Origin of the sequence: Mesorhizobium sp. M0833, assembly GCF_040319905.1 — a bacterium.
Classification (GTDB): Bacteria; Pseudomonadota; Alphaproteobacteria; order Rhizobiales; family Rhizobiaceae; genus Mesorhizobium.
The window spans coordinates 43478-65350 of sequence record NZ_JAMYOQ010000017.1; the positions used below are offsets into that span (position 1 = coordinate 43478).

Annotated in this window: 19 protein-coding genes and 1 pseudogene; 8 read left to right on the forward strand and 12 right to left on the reverse strand. The window is 63.1% G+C overall.

What is annotated here, in order from left to right; genetic code table 11:
- Positions 1-23: 23 nt before the first annotated feature.
- Both NKH98_RS19685 and NKH98_RS19690 read right to left on the reverse strand, forming a co-directional pair.
- Entirely contained in the window at positions 24-1085 is a 1062-nt protein-coding gene (locus tag NKH98_RS19685; protein ID WP_352900785.1) for an ABC transporter permease, read from the reverse strand.
- A 55-nt stretch (positions 1086-1140) separates the two neighbouring features.
- Entirely contained in the window at positions 1141-1881 is a 741-nt protein-coding gene (locus NKH98_RS19690) for an ATP-binding cassette domain-containing protein (protein WP_254819718.1), read from the reverse strand.
- 451 nt (positions 1882-2332) lie between these two features.
- Here NKH98_RS19690 and NKH98_RS19695 point away from each other — a divergent pair, with 451 nt between their 5' ends.
- Complete coding sequence (locus NKH98_RS19695; protein ID WP_502894283.1) at positions 2333-3769, forward strand: coiled-coil domain-containing protein; 1437 nt, start codon at positions 2333-2335, stop codon at positions 3767-3769.
- Positions 3770-3901: 132 nt separating this feature from the next.
- Entirely contained in the window at positions 3902-5464 is a 1563-nt protein-coding gene (locus NKH98_RS19700; protein ID WP_352900789.1) for a serine hydrolase, read from the forward strand.
- A gap of 29 nt (positions 5465-5493) precedes the next feature.
- Here the strand turns inward: NKH98_RS19700 and NKH98_RS19705 are convergent, their stop codons facing one another.
- The gene (locus NKH98_RS19705; RefSeq protein ID WP_254819715.1) at positions 5494-6429 is read right to left on the reverse strand and encodes a hypothetical protein; all 936 of its coding nucleotides are present in this window, start codon (positions 6427-6429) and stop codon (positions 5494-5496) included.
- Positions 6430-6694: 265 nt separating this feature from the next.
- Between NKH98_RS19705 and NKH98_RS19710 the strand changes: the two genes are divergently transcribed.
- A complete protein-coding gene (locus tag NKH98_RS19710) occupies positions 6695-7135 on the forward strand; it encodes a lipid-binding SYLF domain-containing protein (protein WP_352475599.1) in 441 nt (146 codons plus the stop codon).
- 18 nt (positions 7136-7153) lie between these two features.
- On the opposite strand, the gene NKH98_RS19715 is transcribed toward NKH98_RS19710, so the two are convergent.
- Positions 7154-7786 carry a TetR/AcrR family transcriptional regulator gene (locus NKH98_RS19715; protein WP_352900792.1) on the reverse strand — a complete coding sequence of 211 codons (633 nt, stop codon included), beginning with the start codon at positions 7784-7786 and terminating at the stop codon, positions 7154-7156.
- A 702-nt stretch (positions 7787-8488) separates the two neighbouring features.
- On the opposite strand from NKH98_RS19715, the pseudogene NKH98_RS19720 reads away from it, so the two are divergent.
- From NKH98_RS19720 to NKH98_RS19730, 3 genes and pseudogenes are all read left to right on the forward strand, one after another.
- Positions 8489-8865 (forward strand): annotated as a pseudogene (locus tag NKH98_RS19720) ((2Fe-2S)-binding protein).
- The gene (locus NKH98_RS19725; RefSeq protein ID WP_352900794.1) at positions 8862-9845 is read left to right on the forward strand and encodes an FAD binding domain-containing protein; all 984 of its coding nucleotides are present in this window, start codon (positions 8862-8864) and stop codon (positions 9843-9845) included. The pseudogene NKH98_RS19720 and the gene NKH98_RS19725 overlap by 4 nt, the downstream one beginning before the upstream one ends.
- Positions 9842-12163 carry a xanthine dehydrogenase family protein molybdopterin-binding subunit gene (locus NKH98_RS19730; protein ID WP_352900796.1) on the forward strand — a complete coding sequence of 774 codons (2322 nt, stop codon included), beginning with the start codon at positions 9842-9844 and terminating at the stop codon, positions 12161-12163. Before NKH98_RS19725 ends, NKH98_RS19730 begins: the two co-directional genes overlap by 4 nt.
- A gap of 237 nt (positions 12164-12400) precedes the next feature.
- Here NKH98_RS19730 and NKH98_RS19735 read toward each other — a convergent pair whose 3' ends face one another.
- Complete coding sequence (locus NKH98_RS19735) at positions 12401-13411, reverse strand: zinc-dependent alcohol dehydrogenase family protein (protein ID WP_352900798.1); 1011 nt, start codon at positions 13409-13411, stop codon at positions 12401-12403.
- Between the two features lie 105 nt (positions 13412-13516).
- On the opposite strand from NKH98_RS19735, the gene NKH98_RS19740 reads away from it, so the two are divergent.
- Positions 13517-14446 carry a LysR family transcriptional regulator gene (locus NKH98_RS19740; protein WP_352649605.1) on the forward strand — a complete coding sequence of 310 codons (930 nt, stop codon included), beginning with the start codon at positions 13517-13519 and terminating at the stop codon, positions 14444-14446.
- A 51-nt stretch (positions 14447-14497) separates the two neighbouring features.
- On the opposite strand, the gene NKH98_RS19745 is transcribed toward NKH98_RS19740, so the two are convergent.
- From NKH98_RS19745 to NKH98_RS19770, 6 genes are all read right to left on the reverse strand, one after another.
- Positions 14498-15262 (reverse strand): slipin family protein, encoded by a 765-nt coding sequence (locus NKH98_RS19745; protein ID WP_254819707.1) that lies wholly within the window; start codon positions 15260-15262, stop codon positions 14498-14500.
- Positions 15259-16650, reverse strand: coding sequence for an NfeD family protein (locus NKH98_RS19750; RefSeq protein WP_352900800.1), 1392 nt, complete (start codon positions 16648-16650; stop codon positions 15259-15261). The genes NKH98_RS19745 and NKH98_RS19750 overlap by 4 nt, the downstream gene beginning before the upstream one ends.
- A 152-nt stretch (positions 16651-16802) precedes the next feature.
- Positions 16803-17357 (reverse strand): RES family NAD+ phosphorylase, encoded by a 555-nt coding sequence (locus NKH98_RS19755; RefSeq protein WP_352900802.1) that lies wholly within the window; start codon positions 17355-17357, stop codon positions 16803-16805.
- A complete protein-coding gene (locus tag NKH98_RS19760) occupies positions 17358-17705 on the reverse strand; it encodes an antitoxin Xre/MbcA/ParS toxin-binding domain-containing protein (protein ID WP_254819704.1) in 348 nt (115 codons plus the stop codon).
- Between the two features lie 156 nt (positions 17706-17861).
- The gene (locus tag NKH98_RS19765; protein WP_352900804.1) at positions 17862-18626 is read right to left on the reverse strand and encodes a pseudouridine synthase; all 765 of its coding nucleotides are present in this window, start codon (positions 18624-18626) and stop codon (positions 17862-17864) included.
- A gap of 93 nt (positions 18627-18719) precedes the next feature.
- On the reverse strand, positions 18720-20159 hold the full coding sequence (locus NKH98_RS19770) for a LuxR C-terminal-related transcriptional regulator (protein ID WP_352900807.1): 1440 nt from the start codon (positions 20157-20159) through the stop codon (positions 18720-18722).
- Positions 20160-20392: 233 nt separating this feature from the next.
- On the opposite strand from NKH98_RS19770, the gene NKH98_RS19775 reads away from it, so the two are divergent.
- Entirely contained in the window at positions 20393-20599 is a 207-nt protein-coding gene (locus NKH98_RS19775) for a hypothetical protein (protein WP_352475586.1), read from the forward strand.
- Between the two features lie 405 nt (positions 20600-21004).
- On the opposite strand, the gene NKH98_RS19780 is transcribed toward NKH98_RS19775, so the two are convergent.
- Entirely contained in the window at positions 21005-21649 is a 645-nt protein-coding gene (locus NKH98_RS19780; RefSeq protein WP_352803925.1) for a peroxiredoxin-like family protein, read from the reverse strand.
- Positions 21650-21873 lie beyond the last annotated feature (224 nt).

Consider the following 21873-nt stretch of genomic DNA (forward strand, 5'->3'; position numbering starts at 1 on the left):
GCAAGCCTCCCGCCGGCGGGTTTCTAGCGGCGTTTTTTGGGCATCAAGACTGCCAGCGACGCGGCGAGAATCGATTTGCCGCCGGTTTGCATGCCCAAGAGAACCGCAAGAACGATGAAGGCGCCGACGAAGGCACCCTGCCAGTTTGAATCGATGCCGGCCATCAGCAGCGCGTTCCTGATCACCTCGAGGAAGGCGGAACCGATGATCGCACCGAAGGCCGTGCCGGCGCCGCCCATGAGGCTGGCGCCGCCAATGACTGTCGCGGCGATAACGCGCAGCTCATAGCCTTGGCCCATGGCATTGATAGCCGAGCCGTTATAGCCGAGGAGCAGGAGCGAGGCGAGCGCGGCGGTGAAAGCCGAGAAGACATAGGCCTGGAATTTGATCCAGTTGACCGGAACGCCGGTGAGCCGTGCCGCCTCCTCATTGCCGCCGATGGCGAAGAGATGCCGGGCCCAGGCAGTGAAGTTAAACACGAAGCCGACAATCAGGGCCAGGACCACCATGGTCCAGAATTGTGACGACAGCTCTGGTATCCAATGCGGTGCCCAGTCGTCCAGACCATGCCGCGGCCATTTCCACTGACCGATTGCCTTTACGATCGGGGCATCGGGCCCGAACTGGTAGAGCATCTGGTTGGCCGAGAATACGACCGCCAGCGAGCGCGCGACGGACAGCATGCCGAGGGTGACCACAAAGGACGGCATCCCGACATAGGCGACAAAGAATCCATTGACCGCGCCACACGCCAGACCGGAGAAAAGGCCCATGGCGAAGGCGACGTACCAGGGATAATGCCAGGTGAGGAACAGGCCGGCGACGATGACCACGAGACCCATGACGGAGCCGACCGACAGATCTATACCGCCGGTGATGATGACGATCGTCATGCCAAGTGCCATGATGCCGAAAGGTGCGAAATTGCGCGTCACATTGGCGACGTTTTCAGAAGTGCCGAAGCTCGGCTCCATCGCAGTCATCAACATGACGAGCGCGATGAGCGCGATCGTCACCCAGAAGGGCTGACTTGAAATCACACGTTGGAGAACTGTTTTTTCTTTGGTCGGAACGAAATCCGACATGGCCGGCCGGCCATGTTCTTCGACTGAGCCCTGAACGCCAACTGACTCCTGAACACTATTCGCCACGGATGGCCCCCGTTATCAGTCCAGTGATTTCCTCGGGCGATGTTTTGTCGGCTGGCTTGTCGGCAACTTTCGAGCCCCGCCTGAGGACGATAATACGATCTGCCACGGCGAACACATCAGGCATTCGGTGACTGATCAGCATGACGCCGACTCCTTGTGCTTTGAGGCGTCGGATCAGTTCGAGTACTTCCGCCACCTGGCGCACTGAGATGGCGGCCGTTGGTTCGTCCATCAGCACCAGCTTGGCATTTGAAAGCCGGGTCCGCGCGATGGCGACCGCCTGGCGCTGCCCACCCGACATCTTCCTGACGAGGTCGCGCGGCCGGGTTTCCGATTTGAGTTCCTTGAACAGCGCTGCCGAGCGATCGATCATCGCCTGCTTGTCAAGAATCCTGATCGGCCAGAAGCCTTTCTTGATCTCACGCCCCAGAAAGACGTTCTGCGCGGCCGTCAAGTTATCGGCGAGCGCCAGGTCCTGATAAACAACTTCGATCCCTTTGGCGCGGGCCTGCACAGGCTGGTGGAAGTGGCACACCTCGCCCTCGACTACAATTTCGCCGTCGCTCGGAGGAAAATTCCCGGCCACCGTCTTGACTATCGTCGACTTGCCGGCGCCGTTATCCCCCATGAGACCAACGACTTCGCCTCGCTCCACCTGGAAGCTGACGTCGGTCAGGGCCTGTATAGCCCCGAAATTCTTGGAGACGTGGCGAACCTCAAGCACCGGCATCGCGGTCCTCCCGGGACAACATTTGTCGGTCTTGTCCCTGGTCTATTCACAGCAGCTAATCAGCGAAACGTATTCAACACAATCATTTATTAGGTCAGGCCTCTCGGCAGTGACACGCGTCGTCTTAGGCCGTGACCTTGTAGCTGCTGCAGAACACCGAGGCGCTCGGCCGGTCCTTAAGACAATTACCAGGCGATTCTCAGGCTTGCGCCGCTTGATATTCGTTTCGGGTGAAATGAGTGGCATTTTGCGAGCGGTGCCAACGCCTCGGGTATGGAGCGCCGCAGAACACGGCTTTACGTCATTCAAACACACGAGGACAGTGGCCAAGCCTGTCCCTAGCCTGCGTCGGCCAGAGCGCACGTCAGGAGATGAACCCGTATTCGGGGAGGCGAGGTCAAGTGTTGAAAGTCCGCTCCTTAACGGCGCTGCGCGAGAGGGATATTCGGTCATGAATTTCAAAGGTTTGATCAAGCGTGCCGAGACTGTGGAGAGAGCGTTCAAGGAGCTCGAAACCGATTTGGCGGATGCGTTTAGCGAATGTCTCAACGTGGACGATCAGCCGCCGCTGAACGACGTCACTGTGCCGGATGATGAGACGGTATCGGATGAGAATCTCGGGGCAACGGATGACAGCTCGCAGATCGAGGCCAATGCGGACGCCTTCGAGACGGCACGACGGCTGTCCCCCCATACGCAAACCCGGCTGGCTGCCTTAAGCGCGGTCGATGGGCTCTTTCACGACGCGCAGGAGTATCTGGGGGAGATCAATGCGAAACTGTCGGAGATCGCGACCTCGCATCATCTGACGGGCGAATTTCTAAAACTGCTCCACGGCGACATTCTTCGCGCCAACGAATTGGAGCTGGCAAATACCGGCCTGACCGCGCAGCAAAGGGTGCTGTCCGAACAGCTCCACGATGCAACCAGAAAGCAGCGCGAGCGCGACAGCGCTATCGAGGCCCTGCAGCAGCACGAGGCGAGCCTGGTCGAGGACAAGGAAGCACTTCGCGGCGCGCTGGCTGCGGCAAGGCTGGAACTCGTCGTGGCAGGCAATGCGAGCGCAAAACGCGAGGCCGAGTTTGGCGAGCTTGTCAAAACACTCTCGGCCAGAGCCGTCGAGGCCAACAGACGCTCGCGCGAGAACGAAATGCTGCGGGAGAAACATGTCAGCCTATCGGTCGACCTCGACAAGGCGCTGAAACGGGAGGCCGAGGCCCGCCACAGGCTGGACGAACTCTCGACTGTCCATGCCAATGATGCCGCGCAGGTTTCGGAACTGCTGGCCGCGCTTGGCAAGAGCGAGAAAGAGGAGATGCGGCTGCAGAAATCGCTCGATATGGCGCAGGCGAAGCTATCGGAAATAACGGAAGCAGCCCGCCTCAGGGACGGTGACAGGGAAGCCGAGCTTGCACGCAGTGTCGCGGAGATGACCGGCCTGCGTTCTGAAATCGAGGACCTTCGATCGCGGCTGGAGGCCGCCTCCAACCAGAACAGCGAAGCCGCCAGTGAGATCGCCAGGCTCAAGGCCCAAGAGAGCGACGCGGTGGCCGAAAAGCAAATTATCGAGCAAAAATTGTCTGCTCTCATGAAAGAGAGCGAAAACGACAAGATGAACCTTTCCGCAATCAGCGCAAATTTTTCGCAGCTTTCTCTGCAACAGGCATCCGAACAGATACAGTTCGACGTCCAGAGGCAGGAATGCGAGGATCTGCGAGCCGAAGTCGCGTCGCTTCAAGCCCGGGTCAAGGAACTGTTGCCCTATGAGCGGCTCCACAAGGTCACCAACGCCAGACCGCGTGAAGACGGCGTGGTCGAGATCACCGCCGCGGTGGCGGAGAAGGCCCGCGCCGGCAGGCGGCGCCTCCGCCTGCGCGCTGCATCCTAGCTCAGGCGCGGCTGTCTGAATTTCGACTGGTGTGATGCGGACATCCGTCAATGGATGGCGGGTCGAGGGTGAGGCTGGCCTTCCCTGCGTCGGCCTGCAATAGTGCACGCCGGTGAAGCGGAGGGGCTGAGCATGCGGCTGTTCACAAACCGGAATCACCTCCGGTGGAGGAGGTTGGCTTTCATCGCAATCATGACGCTTTTGCCGAAGGCGGCGTCGGCCGAAACCATCCCACCCGACAGGATCGCCGCAGCTCTGTCGAAGCTCGAATTGCTTGCCGAAGGCGTCGTCGCGGATGGTAGCGTGCCCGGTCTGGCCATCGGCGTCGTGCACGGCGACGAGGTGATCTTCCTCAAGGGGTTCGGGCATCGCGAAGCCGGAAAACCGGAGATCGTCGATGCTGACACGGTCTTCCAGATTGCCTCGCTCTCCAAGCCGGTCTCCGCCACCGTCGTGGCGGCGCTGGTCAGCGACGGGATCGCTTCGTGGGATTCCAAGATCGCCGACCTCGATCCGGCTTTCCGGCTCGCTCAGCCCTATCCGACCAGCGAACTCACGGTCCGCGACCTGTTTGCGCACCGCAGCGGGCTTCCCGGCACCGCCGGCGACGACCTCGAGGACATCGGCTATGACCGCGCGGAGATCCTGCGCCGCCTGCGGCTCGTGTCGCCGTCATCCAGCTTTCGTGCGGGCTATTCCTACAGCAATTTCGGACTGACCGAGGGTGCCGTCGCGGCCGCGAAGCCGACGGGCAAATCATGGGAAGAGGTCGCCGAAGAGAAGCTCTACCGACCGCTTGGAATGGCCTCGACCAGCTCCCGTCATTCGGACTTCATCAAGCACGCCAACCGCGCCGAGCTCCACGCCAAAATCGATGGCGCGTGGACCGCCAAGGTCCAGCGCTATCCGGATGCGCAGGCGCCAGCAGGCGGCGTCAGTTCCACCGCACGCGACCTCTCGCAATGGATGCGCCTTGTGCTCGGCAACGGGGCCTACGCCGGCAAGAGACTCATTGCCGCCGATGCGCTGGACCAGACACATATTCCCTTGATGGTTCGCGGCAAGAACCCCGTCTCCGGAGGCGAGGCCTTCTACGGCCTCGGCTGGAATGTCGAATTCGGCCGGCACGGACCGATCTGGGGTCATGCGGGCGCCTTCAGCGCCGGCGCCCGCAGTCTGGTGATGCTCTTTCCCGAGGAGAAGCTTGGCATCGTCGTCATCGCCAACGCCTTTCCGACAGGCGTGCCGGAGGGACTGTCCGACAGCTTCGCCGATCTCGTCTTCGACGGAACGCTGGGAAAGGATAAGGTAAAGGCTTGGAATAATATCTATGCAGGCATGTTCGGCCCGGTGATTGCGGCGGCCAAGGCTACCTATGCCGCGCCGCCCTCTCCAGCAAGTCCGGCGGCGCCGGCCAGCGCCTATGCGGGCCGTTACTTCAACGACTTCATCGGCGATGCTATTGTGTCAGGCGAAGGAGACGCTCTTGTCCTCAAGGTCGGGCCTGCCGGTGCGCGGTCCTATCCACTGAAGCATTTCAACCGCGACCTCTTCGTGACCTTCCCCGATGCCGAGATGCCGGACAGGCCTTCGGCCGTCAGCTTTGCCCTCGGCCCCGACGGCAAGGCGTCGGCCATGACCGTCGAATTTCTCGACGACAATCATCTCGGCACGCTGCAACGCGTGGGGGATTAGCCGCCGCGGGGCGGGCGATGCTTGCCGGTTCAGGATGCCGGGCCGAACTGGAGCAATTTGAAGCAATCGCCGCTTCCCGACTTCAACTGCGTCAGGAAGCCTTTCGACCGATCGATCCATTCCTGGTGCGACTTGGCATCGGCTTCGATCTCATTGGCGGGTGCAAGCTTGACGAAGTCGCGCCCCTTGCTGAAAAGCCAGCACGCGCGGCCGAGAAACCGCCTGCTGCGCTGGCGCAGGAGGTCGGCATCATAAAACACGTCGAGCACCTCCTGCTTGATCTTCCGCTCCTTTTCGGGATTGGCGATCGCAACCTCGATAGGCTCGCCGCCGATCGCATCCTGCAGGTCCTTGTAATCAAGGGCGATCTGGGTGGTGGCATATTTGATGTCGCTCTCGTCCCGGACGATGTTGAACCATAGCGTTGGGTTGAGCTCGTTGACGACGAACGATGCCTCGAAATCGCGCGACAGATTCAGGATATCGAACCCCTGAACATCGACGTCGCGCTCGACCAGAAGGATCTGGGAAACCTGCTTGGCGAGCGCCGTTCCGTGGGCGCTGACAGCGGCGTTGTCACCGCCGTGTTCCGGACTGACATAAGCACCACCATCATCCAGCAGCGCGTCGAATTCGCCGAGGGCCTCCACGACAGCGCTGCCGCGGGCAACACGCGCCGCCAGTTTGGCGAGAACCTGCTGGAGCTCCGCTTCGCGTTTGCGCTGGTCCTGATAATTCTGCTGGAAAAAGAAGATGAACAGGGACACGCCAATCCCGATCATGATCACGCCCAGCTGCGAAAAGATGTTGCGATAATATTCCAGCAGTTTTTCACGATGGCGTACGTCGTCACGTACGCTGTGCGCCACGCGAAGATTGACGATCAGCGAAAGGATCAGGAGCCCGGCACCGACCAGGATCAGGCCGCCGATCAGGAGGTAGCCATGCCGTGAGTTGAAGTCCATTCCCTTGCCGCGCCCCCGAAACCCCAGACAGCGCAGACTAATACCATTTCCACCTCAACACCTACGATCATCCCCACCATTCTGCCACTGTTCTTACAGCCAGGACTACGCTCGCCATCCGCCTCGTTTCGTAGCGGTCTTCTCGCAGCGGATTCAGGCCGCGTGCTTGGAACCAATGACGGGCGAGACTGTTCAGCTATGACTTTGATACGGCGCCGACGTGCCCGGCCGGCTGGGCATGCGGCGATCTTGAGGAGTTCTCATCATGAAGATTTCGTCCAGATTTCGTTCAGTCGCGGTTGCCGTCATAACTGCGGCGGCAGTTAGCTTTACCAGTGTCGCACATGCCGACAGCGGTACGATCCGCTTCGCCATCTACAAGGCGGCCTTCTTCATCGGCGGCGCTGGAGGCGAGGGCACACTGACCTTCCATGGCCGCCGGTATCCCATCTCGGTCGGCGGCATCTCGGGCGGCCTCGCCTTCGGTGCCTCCAAGACCTATTTCAAAGGTACCGTGCGCCACATACGGCGCGCCCGGGATGTGACGGGGGTTTACGGCGCAGCGGGCGGTGGCGGCGCGCTCGGCAAAGGAGCCCAGGTGATCGTCATGACCAACGACAAGGGTGCCCAACTCGAACTCACAGGCAGGCAGGTAGGTCTGCAAGTCAATGCCGATCTCAGCGGTATGAGCATCTCGCTGAAATAAGGACAGTCACTGCATTCGCTATTCCTTGGATGGGCCGGATTTGGCCGCTCCAAACCGCAGCCCATCCATCAGCAGCGACACCAATCGGCGCGAGCGGTCGCGCCAGTCCTTGGTGTCCGGGGCCGAATAGATGCCGCCCAGCGCATGCAGCACATCGGAGGCATCGACGTCGCTGCGGATCGAGCCGTCGGCGACCGCGGCATCGATCAGCCGCCGCAAGGCGAGCGTCACCCTGCCCGAAACGTCGGAGAACAGGGTGGAGTTGGTCGTGAGCAGGATGCGCAGGCTTGTCGACAGCCCGCGCTTGGTGGCGATGTAGTCGACGAAGCGCTGCATCCATTGTTCAAGCGCCACGTCGGGCGCATGATCGTGGGCGAGTTCGTCGGCCGCCTGGCACAGCCCTTCCACTTCGCGCCGATAAACCACCTCGACCAGATGCTCGCGGGTTGGGAAATGCCGGTAGAGCGTGCCGATGCCGACGCCGGCCTGGCGCGCAATCTCCTCCAGCGAGGCGTCGACGCCATGCGCGGCAAAGGCCTTTGCCGCGACCTCGACCAGCGCGTCGCGGTTGCGCTGCGCGTCGGCGCGCAGCGGTTTTGCAACGGCGGCTTCGGTTTTGTCTCCAGGTATGACGGGCGGCTCCGCGGCCAATTTCTTCTCCAGTGCTGATCCGAAGCATAATCGGATAGGCAGGCCCGTTTCAAGAACGCAGACTGTTCCACCTTCGTTACGTCTCCGACAAATATAATCGCAAGTAACTATAATCACAGGATCGAGTTTGGGCCGGCGTTCCGGCAGGCGAGGCATCTTGCCCGCCTCCGGTGCACGGCCGGTGGATGACGACGGAGGATATTTCCTCACGGCCCGCACTCCTCATCTGTTCGGCCGATGCCGTGGGGCAAAAATGAGCCCAGGTTGAGCGCGATCCCCTCAGGATCATTGGACTGTCCTGCCCCTACAGACAGTCCAGAGAGCACCACCGGCTTGGGCCGGTGGTGCTTTTTTGTCTTCTGGCATGGCGGCTGCTGCCCGCCCCCAATTTTCTCCAATCTCGATCAATTTCGATCCGGGGCTTGAACAGGGCGGAGCACGCTCCTAGTTAATAAACGGAGGCGCCTCCGATTTGTGGCGCCTTTATCATGTAATCACGGGATCGGGTATGTCACGTCTTTCGACCTCGCAAGCCGCGGCCCTCCCGGAGGTCGCATCAAGTCAAGCGGACCCCCGCTGCCCTGCCGGGCATCTCCCCGCAAGGGGAGGTTAGCCTCACCTAGCCATAAGCTGACCTTGCCGCTCGCCGGCCGGGCGCCAGATCATCCCCTCCCGCGTCAAGCAATTGGAGCCAGACGCCCCATGACAAGCAAAACCCGAACTCCAATCCAACTTCAAATCAACGGACATCGACATGAGCTCGAGGCCGAGCCGCGTGTTACCCTGCTCGACGCCTTGCGCGATCATCTCGGCCTGACCGGCACCAAGAAGGGCTGCGACCAGGGCCAGTGCGGCGCCTGCACGGTCCATATCGACGCGCCTTCCTCGAACAGGATGCCTTCCAGTGCGGCTATTGCACGCCGGGCCAGATCATGTCGGCGGTCGCCTGCATTCGCGAAGGCCATGCCGGCTCCGATGAAGAGATCCGCGAATACATGGCCGGCAATCTCTGCCGTTGCGGCGCATATCCGCATATCGTCGCCGCCGTGCGCCAGGCAGCCGTGGAGGCCACATCATGAGGGACTTTTCGTATCTCCGTGCCGGCTCGGTCGACGCAGCGCGTGAGGCAGCAGCACTGCCGGGCGCCATGCTGCTCGCCGGCGGCACGACGCTTGTCGATCTCGCCAAATGCGGCGTTGCCGAACCCGAGACCGTGGTCGACATCACCCATCTCACCGGACTGGACACGATCGTGATCGATGACCGGGGCGCCATGGTCGGGGCGCTGGCCAGGATGAGCACCCTGGCCGACCATGCCGGCATCAAGAGCGGGTTCCCTGCCGTCTCAGAGGCGCTGTGGCAGGCGGCATCGGCGCAGCTGCGCAACATGGCGACGATCGGCGGCAATTTGATGCAGCGTACACGCTGCCCCTATTTCCGCGATCCGTCGAATTTCCCCGCCTGCAACAAGCGCTCGCCCGGCAGCGGCTGCTCGGCGATCGGCGGCGTCACCCGCAGCCATGCCGTGCTCGGCACCAGCGAGGCCTGCATCGCCACCTATCCCGGCGACCTGGCGGTTGCACTCGTCGCTTTCGACGCAATCGTCCATCTCGGTGACCGCCAAATCGCCGTCGATAACTTTTTTCTGCTGCCGGGCAGCACGCCCGACAACGAACATGCGATCGAGCCGGGCGAGGTGATCACCGCGATCGGCATTCCCGCTTCGGCCGCCGCCCGCCGCTCGACCTATCTGAAAGTCCGCGACCGGCAATCCTATGAATTTGCCGCCGCAAGTGCCGCCGTCGGTGTCGAATTCGAGGCGGACGGCCGCACGATCCGCGACCTGCGCGTGGCGCTTGGCGGCGTCGCCACAAAACCGTGGCGGGCGCGTGCCGTGGAAGAGGCGCTGAAAGGCAAAGTGCTCGAGCCGGAGGTCGTCAGGCAAGCCAGCCTGCTCGCCGTCGAGGGCGCCGTCGACCATGGCGCCAACCACTACAAGATCCAACTGGCGCCGCGCGTCGTCGCCCGCGCCATCCTAAAAATGGGAGAAACGGCATGACCGTTCACGAGTTGAGAACAAGACCCGGCGATGCCAAACGCGGCGACGCTTCGGACGGTGCCGTCCTCGCCGATCAGGTCGGCGGCCGGCTGTCTCGGGTCGACGGCCCGGCCAAGATCACCGGTGCCGCCAAATACGCCGTCGAGCAGCAGCTCGAGGGGCTCACCCATGCGGTGCTGGTCGAGAGCACCATTGCCGCCGGCCAGGTGCGTTCGATCGACACAGCCGCGGCCGAAGCGTCGCCCGGCGTGCTGCTGGTGCTGACGCCTGACAATATCCTGCCGCTGAGAACCGCAACGGACTGGCTGGGCACGCCGCCGCCGGATGTCGCCTATTGCCCGCTGGCGCGCGACATCACCTTCAGCGGCCAGCATGTCGCAGCGGTGGTGGCCGAGAGTTTCGAGCAGGCGGCAGCGGCCGCGGCGCTGGTCAAGATCGCCTATGACGAGGCGCCGGCGATCGTCGACCTCAGCGATCCGAAGGCCGGCGACGGCATCCCGGTCGACGCCATGACCAAGGAATGGGGCGAGGCGGAGACAGCGTTCGCCTCGGCTCCGGTCAGGATCTGCAACGCTTACAACACGCCGCGCGAATACCAGGCGCCGATGGAGCCGCATGGCCTGATCGCAAAGTGGCAGGGCGACCAGCTGACGGTCTGGGAGCCAAGCCAATGGGTCGACGGCATGGCGCGGACCTATGCCGAATGGTTTGGCGTGCCGTTCGAGAATGTGCGCCTTGTCTCGCCCTTTATTGGCGGCGGCTTCGGCTCCAAGGCGTTCGCCTATGGCTACGGCGCGGTGGCGGCAGCGGCCGCGAAAATGCTGGGACGGCCGGTGAAGCTGGCGGTCACCAGGCCGCAGACCTTCACCGCCTATGGCGGACGGGCGGCGACGCGCCAGACGGTAGCGCTCGGCGCCGATCGCGACGGCAAAATCCAGTCGATCGTGCATCGCGGCGTCAACGAGACCTCTGTCGACGGCATGTGGGTCGAGCCGCTCGGCTCGGTCACCTCGGTCATGTACGCGACGCCGAATTTCTCGTCGCGGCAGAACGTCGTGCGGGTCAACACGGTGGTGCCGGGGGCATTGCGCGCGCCGGGCGAGAACCCGAGCGCCTTCGGCATCGAAAGCGCCATTGACGAGCTCGCTTACGAGGCCGGCATCGATCCGCTGGAAATCCGGCTCAGGAACTATGCCGAGCAGGACCCGCATGCGAAGAAGCCGTGGTCGACACGGCAGCTGCGTGAGGCCTTCGCCGCCGGCGCCGAAGCCTTTGGCTGGTCTAAGCGGAACCCCCGGCCGCGTTCGATGCGCGACGGCAACCAGCTGATCGGCTGGGGCGTCGCCGCCGGCACCTATCCGGTGCGGCGCGCCTATGGCGAGGCCATGGTGCGCATCCTGGCCGACGGCTCGGTCGAGGTCGAAAGCTCATCGATCGACATGGGGCAAGGCACCTACACGATCCTGGCGCAGACCGCCGCCGAGGTGGTGGGCGTGCCGGCGGAAAACGTCGTCGTCAAGCTTGGCGATTCCCGCTATGCGCGAGCCGGCGTCACCGGCGGTTCGCGGCTGGCCGGGGTGATGACCGGCGCCGTCCACAAGGCGGCGAGTGCCGCGCTCGACCAACTGATCGGGCTCGCCATCAGCGATCCGGCTTCGCCGTTCCATGCGCTGCAGGCCAACACGCTCGTCGTCGCCAATGGCCGCATCGCTTCACCGCGCGGCAACGGCCCTGAAGTTTCCATCGCCGAACTGCTCAGGAGCGTCGGGCGCGAGCATATCGAGGCGAAGGGCGACACCATGCCGGCCAATTCGACGGTCGAGGACCGCTACAAGAACTACACCACCATAGCCATGGCGCTGCCACACACCGAGGGCGACTATTCCCGCTACAGCTGGTGCGCGCATTTCATCGAAGTGCGCGTCGACGAGGACTTTGGCACGGTTCGTGTGTCGCGTGTGGTGTCGGCGCTGGATTCGGGCCGGCTCTACAACCCCAAGCTCGCCGAAAGCCAGTGGAAGGGCGGCATCATCATGGGCATCGGCCAGGCCCTGCTGGAGGAAGGCATCGTCGACCGCCGGCATGGGCGCATCGTCAACAACAATCTCGCCGACTATCTCATCGCCACGAATGCCGACATTCCCGATATCGAGGTGATCTCGGTCGGCATTCCCGATCCGCATTCCTCGGTGCTTGGCGGCAAGGGGGTCGGCGAACTGGGCATTGTTGGCGTGGCGCCAGCGATCGCCAACGCGGTGTTCCACGCCACCGGGAAAAGGGTGCGGGACCTGCCGATCACGCTGGAGAAGCTGATTTAGGGGCAGACGGCGAAGGTGCCGATCTTCCCCCTTGAGGGAGAGATGGCCGGCAGGGCAGAGGGGGGCGCTGTCCCGCCGACCTATCTTCCATCGCAGTTCACATAACTGCCCAAATTTCTCAGCTCATCATAGGTCGACCGGAATGCCGGCGATCCTTCGCGCCCCCCTCTGCCCTGCCGGACATCTCCCCCACGAGGGGGGAGATCGGCAGCTTCAGCGACGGCGCCTTCTCCAGGCTCACCACGTCAACGCAAACGCAAGCTTGCCGAAATGCCGGCCGCCAGCTGCCATATGGGCGTAGGACTCGGTCGCCTGGTGCTGGCTGTAGACCGTGTCGATGACCGGATCGATATGGGCGGCGCCGATGGCGCGCGCCGCGTCGCGCAGGTCGGATACCGAACCGGTGTTGTTGCCCACCACCTTGAGTGCCTTGATGATGATCGGCAGCAGGTTCGTGGTGGCCTCGGCGCCGGTGACGAAGCCGATGGCGAACACCGTGCCGCCAGGCGCCGCGGCATTGATGGAGCGGGCGAAGGTGGCCGAGCCGCCGGTTTCGACGATCAGATCGGCGCCGAGGCCGTCGGTCAACTCGAGCACCTTGGCGTCCCAGTCCGGCGTCTGACGATAATTGATGAGGTGATCAGCACCCAAAGCCTTGGCGCGGGCCAGCTTTTCGTCCGACGACGAGGTGATGATGACCGTCGCGCCGGCTGCCTTGGCCAACTGCAGGGTCAGGATCGAGACACCGCCGGTACCGAGCAGGACGACGACCGACCCCGGCCCGGCATCGGCGGCGCGAAGCGCATTCCACGCGGTGGTGCCGGCGATCGGCAGCGTCGCTGCCGCTTCGAAGGAAAGATGCGCCGGCATCGGCACGACGGCATTGGCCGGCAGCGCGACATACTCGGCGAGCGAGCCGGGCAGCGTCAGGCCGCGCATCTCTCTGGTCTCGTAAGGCCGAGGACGGCCGCCGATCCAGCGCGGTTTTGCGTGGGCGATGACGCGGTCGTTGATGGCAACCCTCGACACGCCCTCGCCGATGCCGACGATCTCGCCGGCGCCGTCGACGACGGGAATGAGCGGAAAGCTCGGACCTGGATAGTTGCCGCTCGCTACCGCGACATCGACAAAATTGAGGCTTGCGGCGCGCAGGCGGATCAGCACTTCGCCGCGCTGCGGTTCAGGCGTGGGAACGGTGGCCGCGCGAAACGCGTCCAGTCTCGGGGCAGTCAGTTCGATCGCTTTCATGTCTCACTCCGGTTGATGGCCGATTGACGGGCCGGGATTGAGTGAAACTAGCTGCTGCGCTATTGGTATATAATCCTTGGCTTCTACATTTGAGCTCTGCGCCTGATGCAGCAATCGTACGAACCGGCGGCATTGGCCGAAATGGCCGCCTTCGCGGCAATCGCCGAAGCACGCTCGTTTACCAAGGCGGCGGCTCGCATCGGCCGCGACGCGACGATCCTGTCGCGGCGTCTTGCCTCGCTGGAAGAGCGGTTGGGCGTGCGCCTGCTGCACCGGACGACGCGAAGCGTGTCGCTGACCGAGGCGGGTTCGGAATTTCTCGTCCGCGTCCGCGCCATCCTGGCCGCGGTCGACGAGGCCGAGGCTGCCGCGTCGGCGCATGCCGGCGGCGGGCCGCGCGGCGTGCTGCGGCTGGCGCTGCCCGGCTCGTTCGGGCGCATGTGGATCGCCCCGCTGCTGCCGCAGTTTCTCGCCGAATTTCCCGACGTTCGTATCGAGGCCGAGTTCTCCAACCGCTTCGCCGATCTCGTCGCCGAGAATTTCGATGTCGCCGTGCGTCTCGGCGCACTGGAGGATTCGCGGCTGGTGGCGCGCAAGGTCGCAACACGGCGACGGCTGCTGTGCGCCGCACCGTCCTATCTCGCCCGCCGGGGCACGCCGACCGAACCTGAAGCGCTGCTGGGACACAGCTGTCTCGGCTTCTCAGGCTTCCAGACCTTTCCGGCCTGGGAGATGACCGACAGTTCTGGCCGGCGCGTCAGTATCGAGGTTTCCGGCCCGCTGGTCACCGACGATGCCGAGGTGCTGGTCGAAGCCGCGGTGCAAGGCGTCGGGCTGATGATGAGCACGGATTGGCTGGTCGGACGCGAGCTCGCCGACGGCCGGCTGGTGCCAGTGCTGGAGGACTGGACGCTTGCCGATGAGGGCGCCGTCTATGTCGTCATGCCTTCTGCCAAGGGGCAAGCCGCCAAGACACGTGCCTTCGCCGACTGGATCGGCAAACGCTTTGCGCCGGTTCCGCCGTGGCGGAGGTGAGGGTGCTGATCTCCCCCCTTTGAGGACCCCTCGAGGCGGGAGATTACGCGCTCAGCCGCCTCCACCTCCCTGCTTGATGAAATGACCGAGCAGGTCCATCGGCACCGGAAACACGACCGTCGACGAGCGCTCACCGGCGATGTCATGGAGAGCCTCGAAATAGCGCAGCTGCATGGCCTGCGGTGTCTCGGCCAGCATCTTGCCGGCCTCGACGAGTTTTGCCGCCGCCTGCTGTTCGCCGTCGGCATTGATCACTTTGGCACGCCGCAGCCGTTCGGCCTCGGCCTGCTTGGCGATGGCGCGGACCATATTCTCGTTGAGGTCGACATGCTTGATCTCGACATCGGAGACCTTGATGCCCCAGGCATCGGTTCGCTGATCGAGGATCTCCTGGATGTCGCTGTTGAGCTTGTCACGTTCGGCCAGCATTTCATCGAGCTCATGCTTGCCGAGCACCGAGCGCAACGTGGTCTGTGCCAGCTGGTTGGTGGCGGTCATGAAGTCTTCGACCTGGATCACCGCCCGCTCAGCGTCGACGATACGAAAATACAGCACCGCGTTCACTTTCACGGAGACGTTGTCGCGCGAGATCACGTCCTGCGGCGGCACGTCCTGGACCACCACTCGCAGGTCGACCTTCACCATCTGCTGCACGAAGGGGATGAGGATGATAAGGCCGGGGCCCTTGACCCCGGTGAAGCGGCCGAGCGTGAAGACCACGCCGCGCTCATATTCCCGCAGGATGCGAATGGCCGCGGATAGGAACATGACCACGACAAGTGCTGCTGCCAGATAGGCCACATAACCGATGATCATTGCCTTGCTCCATCGCTTCTCACATTGCGGCGCCGTATCGTCAGCACAAGATCTCTGACATCGGCCACCTCGACGCTGTCGCCCACTGCAAGCGGTTCGTCGGCCTTTGCCCGCCAGCGCTCGCCCCGGGCGAGCACGTGGCCCTCGCTGCCCTGCCAGTCGAGGACCTCCGCCGTCAGCCCCTGCATGGCCTGTGCGCCAACACGCGGAACGTTCTTGCGGGCCGCCCACAGATAGCTGCCGGTCAACAGTGCCAGGCCGAGCGTCAGGACGGCGGCGGTGCCGATAACGGCCCACGACATCTCGAAGCCGGGCCCCTCGATCCTGAGCAGCATGGCTGCGCCCAGCAGAAACGCAGCCACGCCTCCCAGCCCAAGGACCACAGTCGGGTTCAAGGCTTCGACGACCAGGAAGATGATGCCAAGCAGCATCAAGGCCAGGCCGGCATAGCTGATCGGCAGGAGATTGAGCGCATAGAGCCCGAGCAGCAGGCAAATCGTGCCGATCACGCCGGGCGCGACCGCGCCCGGGCTCGTGAACTCGAAGACGAGGCCATAGACGCCGACCAGCATCAGGATGACGGCGATGTTGGGGTCCGTGATGACGGCGAGAAGCCGTATGAGCCAGCCTGGCTCGAGCGTTTCGACCGGCAGCCCTTTCGTCGCCAATGCCTCTTTTTTGCCGGCGATCTCGACGGTCCGGCCGTCGGCCAGTTGAAGCAGTTCGGTGGTGTCGCGGGCGACGAAGTCGATGACATGCTCCTGCAGCGCCGCGCCGGCCGACAGGCTGGCCGCCTCGCGCACGGCCTTTTCTCCCCATTCGGCATTGCGCCCGCGCAATTCAGCCAGGCTGCGGATCAGGGCAACGGCATCGTTCGTCGCCTTGGCGATCATCGCATCGCCCGCGGGGGCGTTCTTCTTGTCCTTGTCCGCCTCGGGGGCATCGTTCTTGCCACCGGGAAACGATGGCAGCGGCCCGCCCATCTCGATCGGCGTTGCCGCGCCCAGATTGGTGCCGGGCGCCATCGCCGCCAGATGGGTGGCGTAGAGGATATAGGTTCCGGCGCTCGCCGCATGCCCGCCGGCGGGCGCGACATAGCCGATGACTGGAACCGGCGAGGCGAGGATGCCGGCGATCATCTCGCGCATGCTGGTGACCAGCCCGCCGGGCGTGTCCATCTGCAGGATGAGAGCCTCGACGTTTCGGTCCGCGGCCACCGCCAGCGCTTCCTCGAGCTGCCTGGCACTCGCCGGACCGATGGCGCCGTCTATCTCGACGCGCAACGCAATTTTCTCCCGGCCATTCGCCTCTCCGGTTGCGGAAGAGGGACAAACGGCCGCAACAGCCACGAAAGCCGCGGCAAGCAAGACCGCACGCGCGAGTTTCACGCTCAAAGCTCCACACCTAGGATATGGGCTGGATTTTGCCGAAATCCATGACGCTTCGCGGCGGGTGACGTCCCGCGGCTGTGCAGACCCGACGACATGTCGCGCCACATAGACGAGGTCGGCGGCCTTACCTGAGGGCGGCGGACCCGCCGCTAAGTCCAGTCGATTTCCCCGTGATCGGTTCTTGTCGTTATCGCCCCGGCCGGCAGCCGATCACAAAACGCGACGACGTTCAGGCAGTCATATCGCGCGCTGGGCACGATCAGACCGTCATAATCGAGGAAATATGCGGCCTCGCCGATGTCTTGCGACCTCGGATATTCGGCGTGCTTTTCCTGATACGAAAGCTGGCCGTAGCGCGAGGTGTCGAGGCCAAGGGTCTGCAAGGCTGCCAGGTCGAGCAGTCTGAGCGTTCGGTCCAAAGAAAGATCGATCTCGAAGAGATTGTATCTGACACGCGAAGGGACCACTGGCTGCCCCCGCGTCAGGTGGAATCTCATCTCGCTCAAGGCACCTTCGCGCTCTTGCGAGGTGTAGAGCACGTCGAATGTTCCATCGTCCCAACGGCCACCGGAGCTCGAGCATTGGATCGGGCTGCGGCCCTGGCGCGCGACACGCCAAACCGTTCCGGAGTATTCGACCGGAACTATTGCCTCGATAGCGTCGATGAGCCGGCTATCGCGTCGTTTCCGCCCGGCGATCGCCAACTAGAGAAAGACCTCGTTCTCAAGCCGATCGATGACTTTGAGCACGTCGAGAGCACGGTCGTCGTGAATGAGATCTATCGCCCTTTCACCGTTCAATTGCGGGTGGCGAGCGTAAAGCCAGGTGCGGATATCGCTTGGCTCGTAGAATTCCTGCAGTCGGCCGACGATATAGTGCAGATCCGATAGAATGAGCTCGCTGCGTGGCTGGGGCTTGATGTCGCCGGCCTTCCACCTCGAAACCGTGGCCTTGGACACGTCGGTGATGTTTGCAATATCGGTTCCCTTGAGACCGCCAAACGTGCCCAATTCGTCCAGGAATCTGGGAACCGCCCGCAACGCCGTAGCCATATTTTCTCTCCGGCTTCCAAGCCAGCTTCGCCCATGCGTGTCAGCCTGACACTTTGACTGCATCGGCGCATTTCGGTTTCACAAATGGAAAATATGAAACAGAGATGCAAATGTCAATTGCCGCTTCGGTTCGAGGGGTCTCCAGTGCCTGGTCGCTCAGGCCCGAAGCAGCGCCAGCTCTTCGGCAGTCAGATGGCGTACCTTGCCCTTGGCAAGGTCGCCGAGTTGCAGAGATCCGATCGCGATCCGGACCAGGCGCAGCACCTCGACGTCGTGGGCGGCGAGCAGCCGGCGGATATGGCGGTTGCGGCCCTCGTCGAGCACGATTTCCAGCCAGGCGGTGCTGGTGCCGCCGCGCAGCAGCTCGATCGAGCGGGCCGTCAGCAATTCGCCGTCGACTGTCGCGCCGGCGCGCAGCCGCGCCAGCATGGCCTCGTCGGGCAGCGCGCCGATCTGCACGTGATAGGTCTTGGCGACATGCGAGGCGGGGTCGAGCAGGCGCTGCGCGAGGCGCGTGTCGTTGGTCATCAACAGCAGGCCTTCGCTGGCCTTGTCGAGGCGGCCGACGGGCGAGACGAAAGGCAGGTCAAGCCCGGCCAGACAATCATAGACGGTGCCGCGGTCCTGCGGGTCGTCACGGGTGGTGACCAGCCCGCGCGGCTTGTTGAGCATCAGATAGACCTTGCGCTCGGCGGCGACGCGGCGGCCGTCGACCTCGATGCGGTCGCGGCCTGGATCGACGCGCATCGAGCCGTTGCGCACGATCTTGCCGGCGACCCGCACGCGGCCCTCGGCAACCAGAAGCTCGGCCTGCTTGCGCGAGCACAGGCCAAGCTTCGACAGCGCGCGACAGAGGCTGACGCCGGGAGGTTGGGTCCCGGGGGCAGGGCGCTGCCGGGCAATGTTCGGTCGCGGCGACATGGCGTTGGTTCTCGTTACGCGTTTCCAGTATAACCGGCTGCCGGCTGTGTCCATGCAAGGACTGGAATGTCGCCTCGGATGCATGTGGCCCTGTTAGATGAGCCTGGCCAGCCTTGCGGCGTCGCGTATGGCCAGCACGGCATCCGGATTGGTCACGGGATAGGCAGTGATGAAGCGTTCGACCGAAAATTCGGGGAATTCGGCTTTCAAACGGGCGGCAAACCTGGCCGCTTCGCCGGCCTCACCCATGACCGCATGCGCGAGCGCCAGAAACATCAGCACGTCCGGCGACTCCGGCGAACTCCGGCGGAGCGCTGCAATGGCTTGCCGGTGTCTGCCGGCGGCGAACAGAATGCGGCCCTGCATGCCGAAATACCAGGGCGGGGCCAGTGGGTTAAGCCGCATGGCACGCTCGATGAGCGGAATTGCCTCGGCCGGATCGCCAACGACAAGCGCCTTGCTGCCGGCAAGTAGCGGCAATATGCCGGCATGATTGAAGCCGTATTCGAGAGCGCGCCGGTGGGCGCGCTCCGCTCCTTCGAGATCGCCAATGCATGCTCTGAGGTTGCCAAGGCACGCGTGGGCGCAACTGTCCGTCGGGTCGAGGCGCAGTGCGTTTTCGGCCGCCGTCCGCCAGTTCTCGATCGAGGTCAGCACGTCGTCGCCAAAGCCGTTGCAGGCCTCGATCGAATAGGCATAGGCGAGTTCGGCCCAGCAGTTGGCGAAAGTGGGGTCAAGCTCCAGCGCTCGTAAAAACAGACGGATCGCCGCCGCATTGCCGGCGCGGCTGAACGTCGTGTGCTGTTCTACACCGAGCAAATAGCAATCATAGGCGCGCAGGCTGGCCGGCGGCTTGCGGCGAACCGCGTTGCGGCCGACGGTGGCGAGGGTTCCGTAACTGCCGGCCAACACATTGATGATGCTTTCGGTCAGGCTGTCTTGCAGCTCGAAAATGTCCTCGACAGGCCGGTCGTAGCGCTCCCTCCACAGGCTGACGCCGTTACGAGCATCGGCAAGCTCTATCGTCAAGCGAACCCTCTGGTCGTCGGCGCGCAACCGGCCCGAAACTATATAGGTGACGCCGAGCGTCTTACCGTCCGCGGCAAAATCGGCCGGCTTGCTGCCCAGTGATTTCATCGTGTGAAAGGCTATGACAGGCAGGCCTGCGTAGCGCGCCAGGTCGATGGTGATGTCCGACGACAGGCCATCGGCAAAGCGACGCCATCGCTCTTCGGAATTGAGGCATTCAATCGGGAATATGGCAAGCGCTGGCGGGGCTTCGGACAAAGGCAAAAGCGCTTCCTGCGACGCGCGCGGGATACCGCTAAAGTAGGTCGCGAGCCCGATCTTGGTCCGAACGCCGAGCTTTTCGTAGATGCTCGCAAGATGAGTGCGAACTGTGGTCGGGGCAATGAAAAGCGCCTTGCCGATTTCACGGTAAGTCATACCGGACGCGAATTTTTCCGCAACCGCGCGCTCGCGACCCGACAAGGCGTCGAGCGCCTGCGCTTTCGAAGCGTCGTTGAGCATCATGCTGGAACCCGTCCCCAGCGGAAGAATACTACAAATGCAGGAGGTCGAATACTGCATCTGCCCGATGCCGCCGCTGACGCACAAACTGCAAGGTCGCCCGCAGCAACAGCTGTAGTCAGGGGAGGGCTTCCATGCGTACCGTTTCGGTCGTTATTGCATGCACGATTTTGAGTTTTTCGGCGGGTCTGTCGCCGTCGTTCGCAAGAGGATGCAGGCAGGTGCTGGAATCGGATGTGAAAATCACGAGCATGCGACTCTACGCCGACATCCTGGCCAATGCCGCCCGCAACGGCTGGGACTACACGCCTGAATCGATCGTCAGCGGCTCAAAGCGGCATTTCGAGGAGATGAAGCTCCAGTTGAACAACGCCGGCTATGAGATCGTGCCCGTCGGCGTCCGCCTGTATTGCAAACGGTCCGACAAGCTCGCCGCCCGCTAGCAACCAGCGATCCGCCCCTTTGCGGCGCAAGCTTTCGGCAATGTTGAGCAGAAGACCGCGCCGGATCCATCTTGATCCGCTCAGCGCCGTGCGCTTTCAACGCGCCCAGGAACCTTCCCGATGCTGCCGCCCGACACCGGGCGACACCTCAGGTAAACGCGCCGGGTACGCACCCGGGCAGCAAACCATCCCAGTGCCCACGGGACGTCCTAACTCATGCGGGGGATTTGATGGGGATCGAAGACGACCACGCGCCACTCCGCCTGGACCACGCGCTGTACCACTTGGACGGCACGCCAGCCGGCCGTTAGCTCTCCACGCCTGAGCATCTCGATGATGGTTGAATCCAAAATCACCACAGTTCGGTGCTCGTCGAGCGAGCTTTCAGCAGCCTGGTTCCGCAGCCTAAGTATGTGCAACTTCGGAAGCTGCCGACATCAATTCCTCGGGATTCGGCGCTCTGAAGGTGTTGAGGCCATCCTCCAGAACTTCAGTGAAGTTCCAGCGTACGATGCCCGCCCGGTCGATTAGGAACTGACCGACAAGCTGCGCCTGGCTGGAAGCCATCGCCTGCTGATCGACTTCCGTAATCTCATAACCTTCCTTCTTGTTAAGAAATTCATTCATTGCCATGACGTCCATAGGCTCGGGCAACTCGCCCGGGAGATGGAACGGTATCGCCATGACCGTTTCCATCCCGACCTCGCGCAAGCCGAAGGCACGGTGCGAGGCCCGCTCCGGGTCGGATGCAGCGAGAAGATCGGGTGCCGGGTGGTAACGGAAATAGAGCCGCGCCCGCTCGACTGGCGTATTGACCACCGCCAGGCATTCGACGCCTTGCTCACGCAGGGCCGGCTTAAGTTGCGCCATCGCCGCGACATGGCGCCGGCAGAACGGACAGTGCAGGCCTCGGAACAAACCGATCAACAACGGGCTACGGCCTCGAAAATCATCGAGCGCGATCTTGCCTTCGCGTGAGATCGCATTGAGCACAACATTCGGTGCCCGATCGCCCGGCTGCAGCGGGCGGTCAACACTACTCGTGGACATGGACAACCTCCTCGCCCTGGGTCAGTCAGGGAAAGCAGCACACCCAGCGTTTCGGAGGCGATCAAGTTGCCGGGGGCGAAAGCTTCCTGGTGCCAAGGCAATAGCTTTCGACCTCTGCCATATTGCCGAGGTCGAGATTACGCGTGTTGCAAGCTCATCATAACACGAAAAATTCATCTGCGGGTCGCCCGTTTCGCGAGCCGTCTCGAGCGCCGCGGAACAGT

What these genes read in the sequence shown, in the direction of transcription:
- NKH98_RS19685 (WP_352900785.1), bottom strand. Translation starts at nt 1,085, where the DNA reads ATGTCGGATTTCGTTCCGACCAAAGAAAAAACAGTTCTCCAACGTGTG.
- NKH98_RS19690 (WP_254819718.1), bottom strand. Translation starts at nt 1,881, where the DNA reads ATGCCGGTGCTTGAGGTTCGCCACGTCTCCAAGAATTTCGGGGCTATA.
- NKH98_RS19695 (WP_502894283.1), top strand. Translation starts at nt 2,333, where the DNA reads ATGAATTTCAAAGGTTTGATCAAGCGTGCCGAGACTGTGGAGAGAGCG.
- NKH98_RS19700 (WP_352900789.1), top strand. Translation starts at nt 3,902, where the DNA reads ATGCGGCTGTTCACAAACCGGAATCACCTCCGGTGGAGGAGGTTGGCT.
- NKH98_RS19705 (WP_254819715.1), bottom strand. Translation starts at nt 6,429, where the DNA reads ATGGACTTCAACTCACGGCATGGCTACCTCCTGATCGGCGGCCTGATC.
- NKH98_RS19710 (WP_352475599.1), top strand. Translation starts at nt 6,695, where the DNA reads ATGAAGATTTCGTCCAGATTTCGTTCAGTCGCGGTTGCCGTCATAACT.
- NKH98_RS19725 (WP_352900794.1), top strand. Translation starts at nt 8,862, where the DNA reads ATGAGGGACTTTTCGTATCTCCGTGCCGGCTCGGTCGACGCAGCGCGT.
- NKH98_RS19730 (WP_352900796.1), top strand. Translation starts at nt 9,842, where the DNA reads ATGACCGTTCACGAGTTGAGAACAAGACCCGGCGATGCCAAACGCGGC.
- NKH98_RS19735 (WP_352900798.1), bottom strand. Translation starts at nt 13,411, where the DNA reads ATGAAAGCGATCGAACTGACTGCCCCGAGACTGGACGCGTTTCGCGCG.
- NKH98_RS19740 (WP_352649605.1), top strand. Translation starts at nt 13,517, where the DNA reads ATGCAGCAATCGTACGAACCGGCGGCATTGGCCGAAATGGCCGCCTTC.
- NKH98_RS19745 (WP_254819707.1), bottom strand. Translation starts at nt 15,262, where the DNA reads ATGATCATCGGTTATGTGGCCTATCTGGCAGCAGCACTTGTCGTGGTC.
- NKH98_RS19760 (WP_254819704.1), bottom strand. Translation starts at nt 17,705, where the DNA reads ATGGCTACGGCGTTGCGGGCGGTTCCCAGATTCCTGGACGAATTGGGC.
- NKH98_RS19765 (WP_352900804.1), bottom strand. Translation starts at nt 18,626, where the DNA reads ATGTCGCCGCGACCGAACATTGCCCGGCAGCGCCCTGCCCCCGGGACC.
- NKH98_RS19770 (WP_352900807.1), bottom strand. Translation starts at nt 20,159, where the DNA reads ATGATGCTCAACGACGCTTCGAAAGCGCAGGCGCTCGACGCCTTGTCG.
- NKH98_RS19780 (WP_352803925.1), bottom strand. Translation starts at nt 21,649, where the DNA reads ATGTCCACGAGTAGTGTTGACCGCCCGCTGCAGCCGGGCGATCGGGCA.